We start from the raw sequence: 18,354 nt of genomic DNA on the forward strand, positions 1-18,354 counted from the left end.
ACGATATGATAGCGACCGCGTGCTAGGCTACAGTGAGGCATCGCGGAATCGCATCCATGGCAACGCAGCCTACCCGTCCTTTCCCTTCCGTCGATCGGATCGCGCATTTCGCGGCCGTTGAAAGCCTGTGCGAGACATATGGCCGCAGCGCCGTGATCGATGCGATCAGAGCCGTGCTCGACGCGCATCGCGAGCGCGTGAGCGAGCCCGGCTATCTGTCGCCAAGTGATAATGAATTGTCGCTTCAGATCGCCGACCGTCTGCAACAACGCGCGACGCCGCGACTGCGTCGAGTGTTCAATCTCACGGGCACGGTGCTGCACACGAATCTCGGCCGCACGCAGCTCTCGTCGCGAGCCATCGAGCATGCCTCCATGGCGATGCGCGAGGCGTGCAATCTGGAGTTCGATCTCGACACCGGCGGGCGAGGCGAGCGCGACAGCCTGGTCGAGGACATTCTCATCGAGCTGACCGGTGCGGAAGCAGCCACCGTCGTGAACAACAATGCGGCCGCGGTGCTGCTCGTATTGGCGACAGTGGCCCACAAGCGCGAAGTCGTGCTGTCCCGTGGCGAGCTGGTCGAGATCGGCGGCGCCTTCCGTATTCCCGACGTCATGCGCAGCGCGAACACGCGATTGATCGAGGTGGGCACGACGAATCGTACTCACCCCGCTGATTATGAGCGTGCGATCGGCCCGAAGACCGCGGCGCTCATGAAGGTGCACATGAGCAACTACAAGATCAGCGGGTTCGTGGCTCATGTGTCGGAGCTCCGAGTCGCTCGGATCGCACACGAGCATCAGTTGCCGCTCATTGTCGACCTGGGCGCCGGCAGTCTGATCGATCTTGCTGCGTATGGTTTGCCCAAGGAACCCGTGGTGCGCGAAACGATTGCGAGCGGCGCCGACGTTGTCACGTTCAGTGGCGACAAATTGCTGGGCGGGCCACAGGCGGGGTTGATCGTGGGCAAGAAGGCGTTGATCGACAGGATCAAACGTCATCCGCTGAAGCGGGCGCTGCGCGTGTCGAAGCCTGTGCTTGCGGCCCTCGAAGGAACATTGCTCGCGTATCGCACACCCGATCTGCTGCTTCAAGAGTTGCCGACGCTGCGACTGCTGACGCGACCGCTCTCGGACATCGAAGCACTGGCCGATCGATTGCTGCCGCTCGTGTCCGCCGCGCTCGGTGCGCAATGGCAGGTGAATGTGACGCCGGTATCGAGTCAGGTCGGCAGCGGCTCGTTGCCTGTGGAGATCATTCCGAGTATGGCGCTGACGTGTCGTCCCACGAGCGCTAAAGTGGGCTCGGCGCTGAAACATCTGGCGACAGAGTTCCGTCGATTGCCGGTGCCTGTGATCGGGCGCATCGCGAATGACGCGCTGGTGCTCGATCTACGCTGTCTGGAAGACGAGCACGCGTTCATCGCTCAGCTGGAACGGCTTGCCGCGAAGGGATCGTCATGAATTCACACGAAACATCTGCCGAGCCGCGACTCAGCTCGTTGTCGCACGGTGGCGGCTGTGGCTGCAAGATCGCACCGGGCGTGCTGTCGCAGATTCTCAAAGGCACGTCGGCGCTGCCGATTCCGCCGCAGCTCATGGTCGGCATCGAAACCTCCGACGATGCCGCCGTCTATCGACTCAACGACGAGCAGGCACTGATCGCGACCACCGATTTCTTCATGCCCATCGTCGACGATCCCCACGACTTCGGCCGCATCGCCGCCACCAATGCCATCAGCGACGTCTATGCGATGGGCGGGCAGCCGATCATGGCGCTCGCTATCGTGGGCATGCCCATCAATGTACTGTCCTCGGCGACCATCGGACGAATCCTCGAAGGCGGCGCTTCGGTTTGTCGCGCGGCCGGTATTCCGATTGCAGGCGGGCACAGTATCGATTCCGTCGAGCCGATCTATGGATTGGTGGTCATGGGGCTCGCTCATCCCAGCCGCATCAAACGAAACGCCGATGCGCAGCCGGGCGATGTGCTGGTGCTTGGCAAGTCGCTCGGCGTGGGTGTGCTCTCGGCTGCGCTCAAGAAGGGAGCACTGGATGCGGCGGGCTACGAGCAGATGATGGCGGTCACGACGAAGTTGAACACTCCGGGTCCCGAGCTCGCCGCACTCTCGGGCGTACATGCGCTGACTGATGTAACCGGCTTTGGTCTTGCCGGTCACGCGCTCGAGCTGGCGCGTGGCGCGCGATGTGACTTAGAGATCGACTGGTCAGCCGTGCCGTTGCTAAACGGCGTGCGAGCGCTGGCGACGCAAGGATTCGTGACGGGGGCGTCGGCTCGCAATTGGTCCAGTTATGGTGTGGACGTGACTTTGCCCGCGACGTTTGCAGCCGAAGACAAAGCTCTGCTCAGCGATCCGCAAACCAGCGGTGGACTCTTGGTGTCGTGCGCACCATCGTCAGTGGATCAGGTGCTCGCGGTCTTCCGGCAGCACGGCTTTGAGCATGCCGCCAGGATCGGTGCGGTGACAACTCGAAGCGCGACGCCAACCCTGACTGTGAGCTTCACGCCACCAGCCGGATCGGCTTGATGCCCCGCGCCTTTTCTGCCGCTTCGCACAGGCTCAACAGCTCGCCGAGCGCCAGCATGTAGAACTGATGAAACACGTCAGGCATCGGCCAGGCGCCTTCAGCAACGCGCTTCGCGTCCCACTTGCGGTCGGGCGGCGGAAGAGACGGGCAGCGACTGCGAATGTAACCGCCGACGGTGTCGCCGACAGTGATGGTCTGCGGGATCCGATCCACCTTTGCCAGCACATGCGCGGCGAGCTCGGCGATCCTCTGCAGCCATCCATCCGACAGTTGATCCTGCTCGCCTTCCTCGAGCGCATCCTGGTGAATGGTGATGGCGCCGGTCAGTTCTTCGATGCCTGCGATTTCGCGTTCGAGTGCACACAGTTCGATCAGCACGGCGCGCGCAGCCGCGGCCTTCTGTCGCTCGGCGGCGGGCATCGACGCAATCGCGTGTTTGATACGCAAGGCGTACAGGCTGAACCCTTCGGCCAGCACGTGATAGCTTTCCATGCGTCGCCCGACGACGAGCTCGAGCTCGCGGCTCAGCTCTTGCGCCGTGCGGGGCGGACCACCGACCGCGACTTCCTGGGTGCTCAGGTTCAGCGTGGCCGCGATCCGCAGCAGAGGTCGGCTTTCCTCGGCCATGTTTGCTTTCTGCCAGGCTCGCGTCAGATCCGGCGAGCGTTTGCGAATCTCATCGATGGCCGCTTGCCAATCCGCCGGTAGCTTCGGGCTGGCGGCGGGTTCGACCAGGCACAGCAGCGGCCACGGCTGGAACTGCCCGTTGAAGAAACGAACCAGTTGCTCACGCTGACCGTCGCGACCTTGCACGAGGCCGAGAACTTCCTCTTCACCCCGTAGCATCGATTCTTCGAATTCGACTTCTTGCTCGCGATAGAAGCGCCGGGTCGCGCGTTCGCACCACCCGCGGAAATCACGGAACATGAGCGCGGCGGGCGCTGCCTCACGATATAAGCCGGGCGAGCGCTGCCGTTCGGCATTCTCGATACGCGCGTTATCCGGTGGATGCGAGTCCCAGTAGCGCGTCGTTGTTTCTTCCTGCAACTCTTCCTGGATTTCAGCGAGCCGCTTCGAGTCGAACGCGGCGAAATGCGCAGCGACGGCTTTCGGAATATCGCGTAACAGGCGCTTCTCACGCCACGCGGCGATGTTCTTGCGATTGATCTCGCCAAACGCACGATTCAGTCCGCGCAGATTGCATGCGGTCACGCGGAATGTGTCACTGCCGGCAAGCAGTGCTTCGTAGCGGTCGGCGTCGAATTCCATCTGTCGCGACATATGCTGGGTCAGTCGGAAACTGACCTGGAACAGTGCCGCCATCAGCCGTCGCGTCCCGGCAATCGCGATCAGCGTCGCTCCGGCGCACCAGCTGATCAGCCACGAGAATGTGCTCTCTTCATTTTCATCCGCCGCGTCGCTCCAGCTGCGCCGCAAGCGTTGCTCCCAGGGGTCTTCACCGTGAGCGCAGCGCTCGAGCCACGCGTTCACCGAGTTGACGATGAAGGAGCAGGTCATGCCCACGCGCTGGGCGAAATGACCGAACTCATGGGCCAGCACGCCAACGAACTGCTGAGCATTGAGGCCGGCGACCAGCGACATCCCGATCGTCAGCACTTTGCGCCCTGTGAGCAGGCCCCGCCAGCCGTTGCGAAAGTGCACCGAGGCGTTCGCATCCCAAGTCACGTGAATTTCGTGAGGCGCCGAGACGCCGATCGCGCGACACAGCGCTCGTACGCCATCGACGAGGCCGGGCTCCTTGCTTGCATCGATGGTCAGGGCGTCGTCTTCGCGCGGGCGGCGAGCGAATATCGGTCTCAGCAGGAACAACAGGAGCACGGCGCCCGCCAGCCCAGGCACAGCGTAGGCGAGCACGATGAGATGGATGCTTCGGGGCAGGTGCAGATGAATATGGGTGAGATACCAGACCCAGCCGGCCGCAATGCCGGCGGTGAAGCACAAGTAGATTGCCGGCATCGCCACACAGAGCAAGGTGACAACCAGCAAGCTGAGTACATAGCCTGGGCTGGTGCGCGGCTTCGGCAGATTCTGACTGGCAAGCGCTTGTAACGTTACGAGCGGATTGCGCTGTTCAGGAGCGGGCGGCCGACTTTCTTCTTTGACGATAGGCTTTGCCGGCGCTGCGGCGCGCGGCGCGGGCGCAGGCATATTTTCGACGACTGCCTTCAGCCCGATCTGCGTGAATATTCCGACGAGGCGCTGAGCGGCAGCCATGTCGACGCCGCGCTTGACCGTGCGTCGCCCGGTGAGCAGAGATCCGGCTTGCTCCGGGGAGAGTTTGAGTTTCGCGCGCAGCTCGGCGATCAGCTCCGCGTCGCTGATCTCTTTCAGTCGCGTGCCGAGGAGCGTGACCTGAAACGCTTGGGTGGGCGCCGCTGGTGTCATGTGCTGGCTTTCCGGAGCCTGAAGAATCGGTGGGCACTCCTGCCCACCGCCAGCGATTGTGGTGATTTATGTCGTGATGGGATGACGACCGCTTCACAAAATCATCGTTCCGCCCCCTTCAAAGCCGGTAGTCGAGCCCGATTAGAAACGCACGGCCGCGCAGGTCGTACTGCGTGAAGTCGTATGGAGCGCGAATGCCAGGAAACGAAGCGTCATACGGCGGCTGTTCGTCGAACAGGTTTTCGACCTTGGCGTACACCGTCAGATTGTTCGAGCCCGATGACCACCCGGTATAGAGATCGAACTGTTCGTAAGCATCGACGCGGGATTGCACAGCGGTCGCAGCCGTGCTGGCTTTCTGATCGTAGCCGCCGGTGTGATACCACGTGAGCGCAGTCCTGACGCTGGCGATATTCCAATCGACCGTCGTCGTAGCCTTGTTCTGCGGCAAGGAAAACGATGTGCCGAGGTTGCTGCCGGCATAGTCCACCAACCGTCCGCCGGTGGTTTGCGGGCGGCGATAGTCCTGCACGTGCGTATAGACAGCGGTGACGCCGAACTCGCCGATGGTTTGAGTCTGCCAGCGATGACGCAGCTCGACATCGATGCCGGACGTCGTCAGCTCGCTCAGGTTCTGATAGCGGTTGTAAACGGCGACCAGCTTGCCGCGCGCGTCACGAACAACGTCGCTGGGGCGATTGTTCTGCACGATGGTGGCGTTGTTGTCGGTGCCGATCAGATTGTCGAGCTCGATGCGATACCAATCTACGCTCAGGCTCGAGCCTCGCCACGGCGTCAGCACGACACCGAAGTTATAGCTGTGGGTGCGCTCCGGATCGAGATTGGAGTTGCCGACCGTGAAGAACGTCGGATTCTGCCGCGAGCCTGGCACGTCCGGATCGTAGGGATCGACGACGGAGCCATAAGAAATGTTGGTGCTGGCCGAGTTCTCGGACAGGGAAGGCGCCCGGAAGCCGCGTGAAGCCGCGCCACGCACGGCCAGCACATCCAAAGGCTGCCATCGCAAGCTCGCCTTCGGAGAGAAGGCGCTGCCGAAGTCGCTGTAACGATCGCCGCGACCGGCCAGTTGCAGTTCCAGCGTGGAGAGCACAGGAACATTCAGTTCGGCGTAGGCGGCGGTGACATTGCGCTTGCCGTCGACTTCCGCAATCGCCGGACGGATCTGCAAGCCAGCATCGATTTGCCACGGGTTGCGTGACACCAGCTCTTCCTCACGCCACTCGACGCCCGCGGCGAATCCAATCGGTCCGGCGGGCAGGTCGAACAGGTTGCCGGTGATCTTGAAATCCGCGCCGTTCAAGCGCGAGTCCGCCGGTCGCACCGTGCTCAGACGGATCGAGTCGATGACCGATTGCGGCGTGCTCGACGGATCGTGCAGGTTGTAGCTGCCGTTGGCCAGCGCCGCAAACAATCCCCAACGGTTTGCGAAGCCACCGGAGACTGTTTCTTCTTCTTTACTGCGAGCTGAAAACGCGGAGGCCTCCCAGTCCCAGCGCTCGCCGCGACCGCGCACGCCGGCGACGACTCGATACGCATCCGAGCGGTTCGTCTTCACCGACTGGCCCAGATCGAAGAACGTGTATTCGATCTGCGTGTTGACGCCGTAAGGGTTGTACGGGTTGCTCGCGGGCAAAACGGCGGGCACGGCCTCGGCAAGGCCCGTGTCGGCGTTCAACGCAAACCGTCCGCCTTCCAGAGTGAAATACGGACTCGAGCCGAAGAGCGAAGCGCCGCGAATATGGCTGTAGATCACTTCGCCGAAGGCGTCGATGTTGTCATTGATCCGCAGCGTGCCGTGGATGTAGCCCTGATAGCGCTCGGTCGACGGAATCAATGTGGTGTAGGGCGCGAGGTTGATTGCGCAGGTATTGCCAGGCAGGCCGTCGATCGGCGCGCTGGCGGTCAACTGCATGCCGTCGGGGCAGTTGCCTTGGGAATCGAGCAGCGGCACGGAGACGCCGTTCACCAGGAAGCGCGCGCCCTTGGCGGTCCAGCCATTCCAACGGCCGCCCGGCAGGTCGGTGTAGATGCCCGAGCGGGTGAGATCGCGCTGGTCCTGATCCAATCGGTCGCGATCGTACGCTTCGAAGCTGAAGAGCACGTTGTAGCCGTCGCTGTCCTTGTCGCCGATGCCGCCGAGCAAGCGCGCACGCTGGGTATCGAGGCCGCCTTCATCGGTCGTGCTGAAGCTGCCGCCGGCTTCGAACCCTTGATAGTTCTCGCGAGTGATGATGTTGACCACGCCCGCGACCGCATCGGAGCCGTAGACGGCCGAGGCGCCGTCTTTCAACACGTCGATGCGCTCGACCGCCACCATCGGCAAGGCATTGAGATTGACGAAGGTGTCCGAGAGACCATTCGACGGGAAGCCGTAGTTGGCGAGGCGTCGACCATTGAGCAACACGAGCGTGTTCTTCTGCGACAAGCCGCGCAGCCCGATGCCCGCCGCGCCGGAGGCCCAGCCGTTGTTGGTGGTTTCGTTGGTCGCGTTGCCGGTGTTGGCGGAGACGGAGCGCAGCACATCGGCCACCGTGACTTTGCTCGAGGTCTCCAGCTCCTCGCGGCTCAGGATCTGCACCGGGTTCGGTGCGTCGCTGCCGCTGCGTTTGATGTTCGAGCCGGTGACGACGATGGTGGCGATGGGCTCGTCGTTCGCTGCCGTGGTTGGTGTTTGAGAGACGGCTTCACCGCTCACCACGCCGCCGAGAACAGCCGCAAGCGCAGCGGAGAGTGGTGTGAATCGACGCATGGACCTTGGCACCTGAACAATTGGGGGGCGCCAAGGTAGCCATGCATCGCACGCCGGAAAAATACCCGTTTGGCATCAGATCATTATTTGTAACCGGCCGTGACCGGAATCAAACCGCCGGTCTCGGCTCGAGCTTCACGTCGCCGAACACGACAGACCGGGTGAGCGGCAGGTCGAGGAAGTCGTGCGGGAACCCCAGCTTGATCGCGCTGGCGGCGGCGAGCTGACGGCGATGGGCGTCTTCGAATCTCACGTCCAACGCCCCGAGGTTGTCCTGCAGCTGTGCCAACGTGCGAGCGCCGATCAGCGGCGCGGTCACTGCGGAGTTCTGCAGTGTCCAGGCAATCGCAACTTGCGAAGGCGAGCGACCCAGATCGGCCGCGACGCTCTTGACCACATCGGCGATGTCGAGGCCGCGCTCGGTCAACGCACCGTTGCCGACAGCGACATCCCGGCGAGTGCCGGATGCACTGGCGACGGTTTCGCCGCGAGGCAGGTCCGCTCGCGTGTACTTGCCCGTCAGCACGCCGCTTGCGAGCGGCGACCATGGGATCACGCCGAGTCCCAGCTCGCGCGCCATCGGGATGAGCTCACGTTCGACTTCCCGCTGCAGCAGGTTGTACTCGATCTGCAGGGCGACGAACGGCGACCAGCCACGCAGGTCCGCCAGCGTTTGCATGCGAGCGACTTGCCATGCGGGCGCATCCGAAATGCCAGCGTAGAGAATTTTTCCGGCCCGCACGAGATCGTCGAAGGCGCGCATGACTTCTTCGATGGGCGTCGTGAAGTCCCAGGCATGCAGATAGAGCAGGTCGATGTAATCGGTCTGCAGTCGCCGCAGGCTCGACTCCACCGAGCGCACCATGCTCTTGCGATGATTGCCGCCGGAGTTCGGATCGCCGGGCCGCATCGTCAACGTGTACTTGGTGGCAATGACGAGTTGCTCGCGACGGTCGCGAGTCAGCTCGCCGACGAAGCGCTCGGACGAGCCGTTGGTGTATTGATTGGCGGTGTCGATGAAGTTGCCGCCGCGCTCCACATAGGCGTCCAAGATGCGACGAGCCTCGTCGATGTCCGCGCCCCAGCCCCAGTCGGTGCCGAAGGTCATGGTGCCCAGCGCGAGCGGCGAAACACGCAGGCCAGAGCGGCCGAGCAGGCGATAAGTATCGAGTGTGATCTGTGACATGGCGAGCTCCTTGAATCGGGTGACGCCAGTATCGAGCTTCAGGCCGCCGGGATTAATCCTGCATAATCGACTAGGACTATTTAGCAGGACTACACAATGCGTGGCAGTGAATTCGCCGAACTGACCGCTTTCGCCGCGGTGGTCGAGCACCACAGCTTTTCGCGGGCAGCGGCCCATCTCGGCGTGACGCCTTCGGCGCTTAGCCAGACGTTGCGTGCGCTCGAAGGCCGCCTGGGCGTGAGATTGATCAATCGCACGACTCGCAGCGTTGCGCCCACTCAAGCGGGAGCCAAACTCGCGGAGCGCCTGGCGCCGCTGCTCAGCGAGCTGGACGCATCGATTCACGATGTGAAGAGCACCAGAAATGCTCAATCCGGGCTGCTGCGAATCAACCTGCCTCGGTTGGCTTGCGAGTATTTCATTACGCCGCTGCTAGGCGAGTTTGCTCGTGCCTATCCAGAGATCGTGCTCGACATCATCATCGACGACGCTTTGACCGATATCGTGGCCGGCCGCTTCGATGCCGGCATTCGACTGGGCGAGCGGCTCGCGCAGGACGTGGTCGCGGTGAAGCTCGGCGGCGAGCTCGAGCTGATGGCCGTGGCTACGCCCGAATATCTCGCCGAGCATGGCATCCCAGCCACCCCTAACGATCTGCATCAGCATCGCTGCATCAACGTTCGCATGCCGACCTCGGGCGCCATATACAAATGGGAGTTCCAGAAGGGCAGGCGCGAGTTCGAGGTGGCGGTTGCCGGCCCGCTGATCGTCAACGACTCGACCACCGCGGTCCATGCTGCCGTCGACGGAGTGGGCATCGCTTATACGTTCGATCTGCAGGTCCAGCGGTTCATCGCGGCGGGCAAATTGAAACGCGTGCTGGAGGCATGGTCGCCGCGATTTCCGGGCATGTACCTGTACTATCCCGGGCGTCGCCAGCCGCCGCCGACGCTCAAGGCCTTCATCGATTTCGTACGCAAACATGTCCGCTCGTAACCGCGCGACGATGGCGCTAGGCTACGGCGCATGAAGACACTCGCTTGCCTCGCCGCACTGATCGCCATCGCCTCATCCAGCGCCGCCACTGCCGATTCCGTCGATCCCAAACGACTGTCCGAGACCGTTCGCGTCCTCGCGTCGGATGAGTTCGAGGGCCGCGCTCCGGGGACGGCAGGAGAGACCAAGACGATCAAGTATCTGGTCGATACGTTCAGCGGGCTGGGCTTGGAGCCGGGAGGCGCCAACGGCTCCTGGACTCAGGATGTGCCGCTGCTGCGAACTCAGGTCGAAACACCGCGCACCTTGCAGATGACGGTCGACGGTAAGGCGCGGCCGCTGGTCCAGTCGAAGGACATCTACTTCAGCACGGTGAGGAATTCGTCGCAGGCCCTGATCGAAGCTGCGCCGCTGGTGTTCGTCGGCTACGGGGTCACTGCGCCCGAGCGTCAATGGGATGACTACAAAGGCGTCGATCTGCGCGGCAAGGTCGGGGTGTATCTGGTCAACGATCCGGATTTCTCGGCGCAGCCCGGCGAGCCGGTCGCTGGCAAGTTCGGTTCGCGACGCATGACCTATTACGGCCGCTGGTCCTACAAGTACGAAGAAGCGGCCAGACGAGGCGCGATTGCGGCGCTCATCGTTCACGATACTGACGGCGCGGGCTACGGCTGGTCGACGGTGATCGCGCCGGGCGGGGAGAACTATGCGCTGGTGCATGCCGATGCTTCGAAAACTCCGCCGACTTTGAAATTGCAGGGCTGGCTGGAAGGCGCCGCCGCCACCGATTTGTTTCGTAGCGCGGGTCTCGATCTGGCTGAGCTGCGACGACAGGCGAGAAGGGCAGACTTCAAGCCCGTGCCGTTGAAGGGCGCAACGTTCACGGCCGACGTGCCGGTGGCCACCGTCGTAAGCACCAGTCACAACGTGCTCGCCAAGATCACAGGCAGCGAGCATCCCGATGAGACGGTGATGATGTCCGGGCATTGGGATGCGTACGGTCTCGGCGCGCCGGATGCGCAGGGGCGAAAGGTTCGGCCGGGTGCCAATGACGATGCTTTGGGCATCGCCGGCGTGGTCGAGCTCGCGCGTCTGTTCAAGGCCGGGCCTCGTCCCAAGCGAACGCTGGTGTTCGCGGCGTGGACCGCCGAAGAACGTGGGCTCATCGGCTCGCAGGCATACGCATCGAACCCGGTGTATCCACTGTCGAAGACCGTGGCGAACCTGACGCTCGATGTGCTGCAGACCGCAGGTTTGTCGCGCGATGTCTTGTTGGTCGGCGCGGGACAGAGCGATCTCGAAGACGATCTCGCGCGAGCCGCCAAGAAACAAGACAGAACGATCACACCGGAGACGTTGCCGGAGCGAGGCTTGTTTTATCGCGCCGATCATTTCTCATTTGCGCGCCAGGGCGTGCCGGTGCTGCTGCTGATGGCGCTCAGCGGCGCGCCTGATCTGCGCGAGGGCGGGCGGGCCGCCGGTGAGAAATGGTTGACGGACTACATGCGCTGCTATCACCAGACTTGCGATGTATGGGACGCAAACTGGGATCTGCGTGGCGCAGCTCAGGATGCCGAGTTGGTTCACATCATGGCGAGCGATCTCGCCAACTCACGCCGCTGGCCGCAGTGGCGGACGGACTCCGAATTCCACGCGATCCGCGAACGTTCCCGCAACGAGCGTTGAGCTCTGAAATTCTGCCGTAGAAAGAATTCAGCGTGTATGCACGGCGACAGTTTGCGGCTTGCGACAGATCGCGCGTAGGTTCCCCCGCGCCAAATGATTAGCCGGACACGCGCGCATATTCCGAAAAGAGTTTGCGTCATCCGGTCTCAGCGGCATCAACAACGCCCAACAATCTGATCAGGGGAGCAGACCCATGTTCCGGATGCATGCATTCGCTGCAGCGGTATCGCTGTTGCTCATTTCTTTCGCAGGCAGCACCGAAGCGGCCAATCCGCTCGGCATCGCGTTCAAATACGTCACCAACGTACCGTTGTACGGCAAGCCGACGGGCATGCTGATCGCCGGACGCTGCAATCGAAACGACCCTGCCTTTCAAGCCGCTCGCCAGAAAGGCGCCGAAGTGCTGGCCTACATCAATCCCGTCGCGCGTCCGGATCATTTCGTGTGCGCGCTCGACACCAAGTTCTACATGAACGACATCGGCCAGGTGCCATTGTGGCCGTACCCGACGTATGGCCAGCGCAGCCCGTGGCCGAACACTCGCATGACCGATATTCGCGCCGGCTCGGACTGGTCCGACTGGGTCGTCAGATACGTCGAAGGTCTGATGCGGGAAGGAAAGGTCGACGGTGTGTTTCTGGATGCCGTCGGCATCCGGCCGTGGTCCAGCCTCGCCGAATGGAATTCGTGGCCGCAATCCGAAAAGAACGCGTTCGCGGCCGGCAACGTCGATCTGGTGCGCCGACTCGACGCACGGCGTCGCGCGATCAAGCCGGACTTCATCATCGTCGCAAACAATGTGTGGGAAGCCGGCACGATGAAGGCCCTCGACGGCGAGCGCTATATCGATGGCGTTGCGCTCGAGCATCCCAAGCCGCTGTCGCCCTGGCACGTGAACTACGCCGCGCGACCCTTCGGTAACCTGGGTCATCGGCGCGTGCTGGTGATCGCAAACACCCGGGCGGATGCACAGGCGTGGGCGAAGGTGCCGGGAGTGACTCACGTGTCGGATCAGACGTCGGCACAGTATAAGAATCCGAATCCACCCGCCGTGTCGTTCCAGGCGTTGCACGATCGATAGTGTCGGCGAGGAACTCACCTCGATGGTCAAACATTACAAAGGCTACGGCCATGAGTGCTGGCCGAAATGTCGACCATGGGGAGTGGGTTCATCGTGTTCACGGGAATTATGCTTGTCCGGCTGGCGGGCCTGGTTGCGCTGACAATGGTGATGGGGGCGGCTTCGGCGGCCCCGCAACCGTGGAATCCGACACCGGACATCATCACTTCCGACTACGAGTATCACGAGCCCACGAACCAATCCAAGAATCAGCAGTACGGCGGACAGGTTGCATTGAGCGGCGACGGTTCGACGCTTGCCGTCGCCGACGTTTGGTACTTCGGCGGCAGCGAGTGGCCTTGGTATGGTTCGGGCGCGGTCTACGTGTATCGACGCCTCGGCGCGGGCTGGCAACTGGAGGCCAAGCTCGAGCCACCCGCGGCGCGCGGCTACGATTTCTTCGGTTCGGATGTGGCGCTCAGCAATGCTGGCAACGTCCTCGTCGTCGGCGCTCAGTACGAAGGCTACGACGCGCCGAGCCAGGATGCGGGACCGGGCTCGGCGTTTGTTTACAAACGTCGCAGTGGGGTCTGGACGCAAGAAAGCATGTTGCGAGCCAGTCGTGCGCAGGATTCGTCATCGTTCGGACGGACTGTCGAGGTCAGCTCGGCGGGCGATGTGATCGCCGTTGGCGCGCCGTACGAATCTGTCGACGCAGAAGGCGCAGCCCAGTCTGCTGCCGGCACGGTCTATGTATTCAAGAAGCAGGAGGGCGCCTGGGCCGAGCAGCAAGCGGTGACTGCGCCTGCTCCGCAGAGTAACGATTGGTTTGGCTGGGGCGTGCGTTTGAGCGAAGACGGCCGGACTCTGGCGGTGCTCGCGGCCGAACAGAATGCGGACACGGAAGACTTGGAGAACGGTGGCTGGCCGAATCGCGTCAACACCCTCTATGTCTTCGGTCGAGCGAACGATGGCACTTGGAATATTTCCTCCGAGTTCGAAGGCTCGGCGAGCGAGCCGCACTTCGGCGGCACGGCTTACGAATCCGAAGGGCAGACCGAAGCTTTCGACCTGAGCGCGGACGGCCGCACGCTCGCGATCGGTTCGCCATTCGCCGCTGCATCGGACGGCGCCACTGGTGTCATCAGAATGTATCGACGACCGGCGAACCAGTGGCTGCCCACCGGTACCGTGCTCACGCCAGCGCTGCCCGATCGTCGCTCGTTTGGGTCTCGCGTGACGCTGAGTGCCCACGGCAAATCTTTGGTTGCATTCGCGGACAGTGACGATGGCGCGTATGGGCATCCTTACGTCGTCGCGTTCGACCAGCGAGAGAACAAGTGGCAGCAAACCGGTGTCTTCGAATCGCCGGCGGCAATTCCCGTCGCCAGCGGCTTTGCGAATTCACTCACGCTGTCGTGGAGCGGCCGCTTCTTCGTACTCGGTGCGAGGACGTACTCCACCGAGACGTCCAGCTGGGGTGCTGCGTTCAATTATGGACGGCAGGCGAGCGCGCAGTAGCGGGTTATCGGGCATCAGTCCTTCACCGTGAACCGCATTCGCCTGAGCAGTTGCCCCTGCGGCGTTCGCACGTCGACGATCCAGCGGCCGGGCGCATTGGCGGGGAAGATTTCTTTGCGGGAATAGGTGCGCCAGCCGCTATCGTTGCCGCCTTGGATTTCAGAGGTGATGCGCTCGATTTCGCCGGCGTGGCGCCACTCGAAGATGATGGATTGAGCGACACCGCTCGGTGCACGGATGGCAGCGAAGGCGATCACGCCGGCATTGAGCTCGGCTGTCGTCAGCGTGCGGACGGCCGGACCGGGGGTTCGCTCGACGATGGATTGGGTGATCACTGCTTCGGTTACTGCCAGCCCAGCCGGCGGCACATGGGCTCGCAACACCCACACCAGCAATGGCGCGAGGGTGGAGCACGCGACCCAGATCAGTTTGTGGCGAGTCGAGCGCAGGGAGCGCAGCGACATCGGCGCCGTCAACAGCAACCACACGCCGACGGCGCCCAACGACAGCGGCAGCGCCTCTTCGAGCGACAGATGCACGACCATCGGCACAACGACGACCGCCGCAATCAAGCTGCAATAGGCGTGAAACAGCAAACGGGTCGCGGCGCGGGCGGCGATCCAGCGCTCATACAACGGATCGATGGCTGTGAGCAGCGCCGCGCCACCGGCGATTGAGAGGAAGGCGATCTGGCCCACGTCCTGCTGTAACGAGCCGAATAGAAACGGCAGCGAAAAGAACAGCACTTCCTGCTGCAACGACTGGGTCAGGAAGTTCGATACAAACTTGCCGATGCCCGAGCGGCGTCGTTCCAGAAAACGCCGGACCAGGGGCTCGATGAGCAGCCACACCCAGCCCGCCAGGGCGGCGATGGCGATGATGCGGGCCAGGTCCGCACCGCGCTTGACCATCACGAAGCCGACCACACCCGAAACGAAGCTGATCGTGGGAATCAGCCAGGGCACGCGCTCGAAAAAGCGCGCCACGCGAGTGAGTCTGCGCGCGGACTCGATTTCGCCGGGCTGTGTCTCTGAAACCGTCGTCGGTATCTCCATCGTGAGCGGCGTCGGGCTCGTCGCCCGAGGGCGACATCCAAGGAAGGGGATGACGCCGTCACGATATCGAATGCGCCGCGCGCCGGGAAGGGCGGCGGCGTTGATGTTTTTTACATGGCGTCGCGCTTACGCTACGCGTCGAACTTGTCTCTCATCGACGAAGTGCTGTTCACGGCGCGTCGACGACGCTCGGGCGGGGGCGGACGCATGGGCGTGCGCCTGCTGCATCGAGAAGGCAGAGATTGCAGACAGCATCTGCGTCGATTGCTCACGGAGCGTCTGCGCCGTCTCGATGAGCTGCTGCGCCATGTGCGCGTCCTGCTGAGTGATGTTGTCCATCTGCGTGACAGCCTTGTTGATCTGCTCGATGCCGGCGGCTTGCTCGCGCGTAGCCGCTTCGATCTCCTTGATCACGCCGGTGACGTGCTGCACGGAGTCGACGACTTTGGACATGGCCTGCTCGGCCTGGCTCGCGAGATCGGCGCCGCGACCGACTGTCTGCACCGACGCCTGGATCAGATCCTTCACTTCCTTGGCGGCAGAAGCAGAGCGCTGCGCGAGGCTGCGCACTTCCTGAGCGACGACCGCGAAGCCGCGGCCCTGGTCGCCCGCGCGGGCCGCTTCGACGGCGGCGTTGAGCGCGAGCAGATTGGTCTGGAAAGCGATGCCATCGATGATGCCGACGATTTCTCCGATGCGCGTGGAGGAGCCGGAGATTTCAGTCATCGTCGAGAGCAACTGTCCAACCACGTCTCGTCCGCGAGTGGTCACCTCGGAGGACTGCGTCGCCAGCGAGACTGCTTCATGCGCGCTGTCGCGATTGCGCGTGACAGTCGCGGTCAACTCTTCGAGCGACGCGGCGGTCTCTTCGAGGCTGGCCGCATGTTCGCCAGTGCGATTGGAAAGCTCGGTATTGGACTCCACGACCTGCACGACGCCGGATTGGACGCTCGAGGCCGCAGCCATGTTGTCTTTCAACACGCCGTCCAATTTGACTCGCACTTGCTCGAGCGTCCTCGCGACCGCGACGATGCACGACACGCCGTTCGCCGGAATTTGCGTGTGCGTATCGCCGCTGAGCAGATCGAAGGTGGCACGCTGCAGTTTGAGCAGCGGCTGAACCACATTCGATTGAATGTAGAACATGTTGGCGAGGGCGATGGCCGCGCCGAGCAAGCTCAGGTTGGTCATCCATCCGAAACCGACGGTGGCTGCGCCGACGACGCCCATCGTGAGCAGCATCGCACTCAGAAAGCCGACGACCACCCAGGTGCCGGTGCGCAGCGAGGGATTCAATGCCCGCTTCAGGGCGCCCAACCAGGAGCAGTCGAACACGCGACCTTCGCGGATGCAGAGACTGCCCGCACGGCCTTCGCGGATCGCGGCATAAGCGCGTTCCGCTTCATGAATCTCGTCGCGTGTCGGTTTGACGCGGACAGACATGTAGCCAACGATCTGGCCGCGACCGTCGACCATCGGCGTGACGTTGGCGCGCACCCAATAGAAGCCACCGTTCTTACGCCGGTTCTTCACCAGGCCGGTCCACGATTTGCCGGCGCGAATGGTTCGCCAGAGATCGGCGAACGCTTCCTTCGGCATGTCGGGATGGCGAACGAGGTTCTGCGGCTTGCCCAGGCACTCTTCGAGCGAGTACTCGCTGCTCGTCAGGAATGCCGGATTGGCATAGGTGATATAGCTCGACGGGTCCGTGTGCGTGATGATGACTTCGCCATCGGGCAGCACATATTCCGCGTCGGTAACCCTATTACTCGTTCTCATGACGTGTTTTTTCCGTTGCTGAGTGTTGCCCTCGCTGTTTCGACTGCACGCAGTGCAGACATGAGGAACTGCAACGGATTTCAGGGCACGCCTGATCGGGAAAACCGCTACGGGGTAGGGGAAAGGCCCGTAGCGGTTTCCTTGTCCTACTCGTGCACGAACGGATCGATGGTCTTGATCGTGCCGTCGGGGTTGTAGAACAGCTCGGTGACTTTCACGTTGCGCAGACGAGTCTGTCCCGACAGCTGCGAATCGGCATAGAACAACCACCAGCGGCCATCCGATTCGACGATCGAATGATGCGTGGTCCAGCCTTCGACCGGCTCGAGAATGCGGCCGGCGTACTTGAACGGGCCGTAGGGCGAGTCGCCGATCGCATAGACGATGTAGTGCGTGTCGCCGGTCGAGTAGCTGAAGTAGTACTTGCCGTTGTACTTGTGCATCCACGAGGCTTCGAAGAAGCGACGGTCGTGATCGCCGCCCAGCAGCGGCTTGTCGTTCTCGTCGAGGATCACCACGTCGCGCGGCTTCTCGGCGAACTCGAGCATGTCGCCGGTCAGCATCGCGACCTTCGCACTCAGCGCCGGCTGATCGTCCGCCTGAAGATCGGTCTTGGAGCCGTTCGGGTCATAGGTGCCGGTGGTGTTCCGCTGCAGCTGACCGCCCCAGATGCCGCCGAAGTACATATAAGTGCGGCCGTCGGCGTCGGTGAACACTGCCGGATCGATGGAGAAGCTGCCTTTGATCGGCTCGGGGCGCGGCTCGAACGGGCCGGTCGGCGACTTGGACGTCGCGACGCCGATACGGAATGCACCCTGTTTATCCTTGGCGGGGAAGTAGAGGAAGTAAGTGTCGTTCTTGCGCGCGGCGTCCGGCGCCCACATCTGCTTGTCGGCCCAGGGCACCTGGCTCACGTCGAGAGCGACCGGATGCAGCGTGACCGGTCCGCCGATCTCGTCCATGCTCAGGATGCGATAGTCGCGCATCTCGAAGTGGGCGCCCAGATCGTCTTCGGGCGTCGTGCCGTCGATGTCGTGACTGGGATAAACATAAATCTTGCCGTCCCAGATGTGCGCCGACGGATCGGCGGTGTAGATCTCGGACACCAGCGGTTGCGACAGATATTGACGGGTGGCCTTGGCCGGCGGCTGTTGATCCGCACTGGCGCCAGCGGCGGCGGGGGGCTCTTTGGAGGAGCATGCGGCGAGCACGACGAGCACGGAGCATGCGAGAAGACGCAGCGGCGGACGATTCATGGGTTCCCCTGATCGAGATCGGTTCGGCGCCGAAAGGTAGCACCATTTCCAGTCGGCTGGTAGCGGTATCAGAAATGTCCCGAGCGTCGC

Annotated in this window: 12 protein-coding genes; 6 read left to right on the forward strand and 6 right to left on the reverse strand. The window is 62.8% G+C overall.

What is annotated here, in order from left to right; translation table 11 throughout:
- Nucleotides 1–56 precede the first annotated feature (56 nt).
- Both selA and selD read left to right on the forward strand, forming a co-directional pair.
- Complete coding sequence (selA, locus tag GYH35_RS12820) at nucleotides 57–1,463, forward strand: L-seryl-tRNA(Sec) selenium transferase (protein ID WP_161812215.1); 1,407 nt, start codon at nucleotides 57–59, stop codon at nucleotides 1,461–1,463.
- Nucleotides 1,460–2,548: a selenide, water dikinase SelD gene (gene selD, locus GYH35_RS12825; RefSeq protein ID WP_161828597.1), complete on the forward strand. Its 1,089-nt coding sequence runs from the start codon at nucleotides 1,460–1,462 to the stop codon at nucleotides 2,546–2,548. Before selA ends, selD begins: the two co-directional genes overlap by 4 nt.
- Here the strand turns inward: selD and GYH35_RS12830 are convergent.
- The 3 genes from GYH35_RS12830 to GYH35_RS12840 all read right to left on the reverse strand — a co-directional run bounded on the left by GYH35_RS12830 (nucleotide 2,523) and on the right by GYH35_RS12840 (nucleotide 8,911).
- Nucleotides 2,523–4,955, reverse strand: coding sequence for a M48 family metallopeptidase (locus GYH35_RS12830; RefSeq protein ID WP_161828598.1), 2,433 nt, complete (start codon nucleotides 4,953–4,955; stop codon nucleotides 2,523–2,525). The two genes, selD and GYH35_RS12830, sit on opposite strands and share 26 nt — an antisense overlap.
- Before the next feature lie 118 nt (nucleotides 4,956–5,073).
- Nucleotides 5,074–7,725, reverse strand: a complete 2,652-nt coding sequence (locus tag GYH35_RS12835) for a TonB-dependent receptor plug domain-containing protein (RefSeq protein ID WP_161828599.1) — start codon at nucleotides 7,723–7,725, stop codon at nucleotides 5,074–5,076.
- 109 nt (nucleotides 7,726–7,834) lie between these two features.
- On the reverse strand, nucleotides 7,835–8,911 hold the full coding sequence (locus GYH35_RS12840; protein ID WP_161828600.1) for an aldo/keto reductase: 1,077 nt from the start codon (nucleotides 8,909–8,911) through the stop codon (nucleotides 7,835–7,837).
- 96 nt (nucleotides 8,912–9,007) lie between these two features.
- Between GYH35_RS12840 and GYH35_RS12845 the strand changes: the two genes are divergently transcribed.
- The 4 genes from GYH35_RS12845 (at nucleotide 9,008) to GYH35_RS12860 (ending at nucleotide 14,174) form a co-directional block, all read left to right on the forward strand.
- Nucleotides 9,008–9,907 (forward strand): LysR family transcriptional regulator, encoded by a 900-nt coding sequence (locus tag GYH35_RS12845; RefSeq protein ID WP_161812220.1) that lies wholly within the window; start codon nucleotides 9,008–9,010, stop codon nucleotides 9,905–9,907.
- Between the two features lie 30 nt (nucleotides 9,908–9,937).
- Nucleotides 9,938–11,593, forward strand: a complete 1,656-nt coding sequence (locus tag GYH35_RS12850) for a M28 family metallopeptidase (protein WP_161828601.1) — start codon at nucleotides 9,938–9,940, stop codon at nucleotides 11,591–11,593.
- A 193-nt stretch (nucleotides 11,594–11,786) separates the two neighbouring features.
- Nucleotides 11,787–12,674 (forward strand): hypothetical protein, encoded by an 888-nt coding sequence (locus GYH35_RS12855; RefSeq protein WP_161812222.1) that lies wholly within the window; start codon nucleotides 11,787–11,789, stop codon nucleotides 12,672–12,674.
- Between the two features lie 93 nt (nucleotides 12,675–12,767).
- Nucleotides 12,768–14,174, forward strand: a complete 1,407-nt coding sequence (locus tag GYH35_RS12860; RefSeq protein WP_161828602.1) for an FG-GAP repeat protein — start codon at nucleotides 12,768–12,770, stop codon at nucleotides 14,172–14,174.
- Nucleotides 14,175–14,188: 14 nt separating this feature from the next.
- Here GYH35_RS12860 and GYH35_RS12865 read toward each other — a convergent pair whose 3' ends face one another.
- The 3 genes from GYH35_RS12865 to GYH35_RS12875 all read right to left on the reverse strand — a co-directional run bounded on the left by GYH35_RS12865 (nucleotide 14,189) and on the right by GYH35_RS12875 (nucleotide 18,264).
- Nucleotides 14,189–15,229 carry a DUF5924 family protein gene (locus tag GYH35_RS12865; RefSeq protein WP_161812224.1) on the reverse strand — a complete coding sequence of 347 codons (1,041 nt, stop codon included), beginning with the start codon at nucleotides 15,227–15,229 and terminating at the stop codon, nucleotides 14,189–14,191.
- Between the two features lie 126 nt (nucleotides 15,230–15,355).
- The gene (locus tag GYH35_RS12870; protein ID WP_161812225.1) at nucleotides 15,356–17,008 is read right to left on the reverse strand and encodes a methyl-accepting chemotaxis protein; all 1,653 of its coding nucleotides are present in this window, start codon (nucleotides 17,006–17,008) and stop codon (nucleotides 15,356–15,358) included.
- Between the two features lie 146 nt (nucleotides 17,009–17,154).
- On the reverse strand, nucleotides 17,155–18,264 hold the full coding sequence (locus GYH35_RS12875) for a glycoside hydrolase family 43 protein (RefSeq protein WP_161812226.1): 1,110 nt from the start codon (nucleotides 18,262–18,264) through the stop codon (nucleotides 17,155–17,157).
- Between the last annotated feature and the right edge of the window lie 90 nt (nucleotides 18,265–18,354).

The organism is Steroidobacter agaridevorans (assembly GCF_009932555.1).
Taxonomy (GTDB): domain Bacteria; phylum Pseudomonadota; class Gammaproteobacteria; order Steroidobacterales; family Steroidobacteraceae; genus Steroidobacter; species Steroidobacter agaridevorans.

What these genes read in the sequence shown, in the direction of transcription:
- GYH35_RS12840 (WP_161828600.1), bottom strand. Translation starts at nt 8,911, where the DNA reads ATGTCACAGATCACACTCGATACTTATCGCCTGCTCGGCCGCTCTGGC.
- GYH35_RS12855 (WP_161812222.1), top strand. Translation starts at nt 11,787, where the DNA reads ATGTTCCGGATGCATGCATTCGCTGCAGCGGTATCGCTGTTGCTCATT.
- GYH35_RS12845 (WP_161812220.1), top strand. Translation starts at nt 9,008, where the DNA reads ATGCGTGGCAGTGAATTCGCCGAACTGACCGCTTTCGCCGCGGTGGTC.
- GYH35_RS12830 (WP_161828598.1), bottom strand. Translation starts at nt 4,955, where the DNA reads ATGACACCAGCGGCGCCCACCCAAGCGTTTCAGGTCACGCTCCTCGGC.
- selA (WP_161812215.1), top strand. Translation starts at nt 57, where the DNA reads ATGGCAACGCAGCCTACCCGTCCTTTCCCTTCCGTCGATCGGATCGCG.
- GYH35_RS12865 (WP_161812224.1), bottom strand. Translation starts at nt 15,229, where the DNA reads ATGGAGATACCGACGACGGTTTCAGAGACACAGCCCGGCGAAATCGAG.
- GYH35_RS12870 (WP_161812225.1), bottom strand. Translation starts at nt 17,008, where the DNA reads ATGAGAACGAGTAATAGGGTTACCGACGCGGAATATGTGCTGCCCGAT.
- GYH35_RS12835 (WP_161828599.1), bottom strand. Translation starts at nt 7,725, where the DNA reads ATGCGTCGATTCACACCACTCTCCGCTGCGCTTGCGGCTGTTCTCGGC.
- GYH35_RS12875 (WP_161812226.1), bottom strand. Translation starts at nt 18,264, where the DNA reads ATGAATCGTCCGCCGCTGCGTCTTCTCGCATGCTCCGTGCTCGTCGTG.
- selD (WP_161828597.1), top strand. Translation starts at nt 1,460, where the DNA reads ATGAATTCACACGAAACATCTGCCGAGCCGCGACTCAGCTCGTTGTCG.
- GYH35_RS12850 (WP_161828601.1), top strand. Translation starts at nt 9,938, where the DNA reads ATGAAGACACTCGCTTGCCTCGCCGCACTGATCGCCATCGCCTCATCC.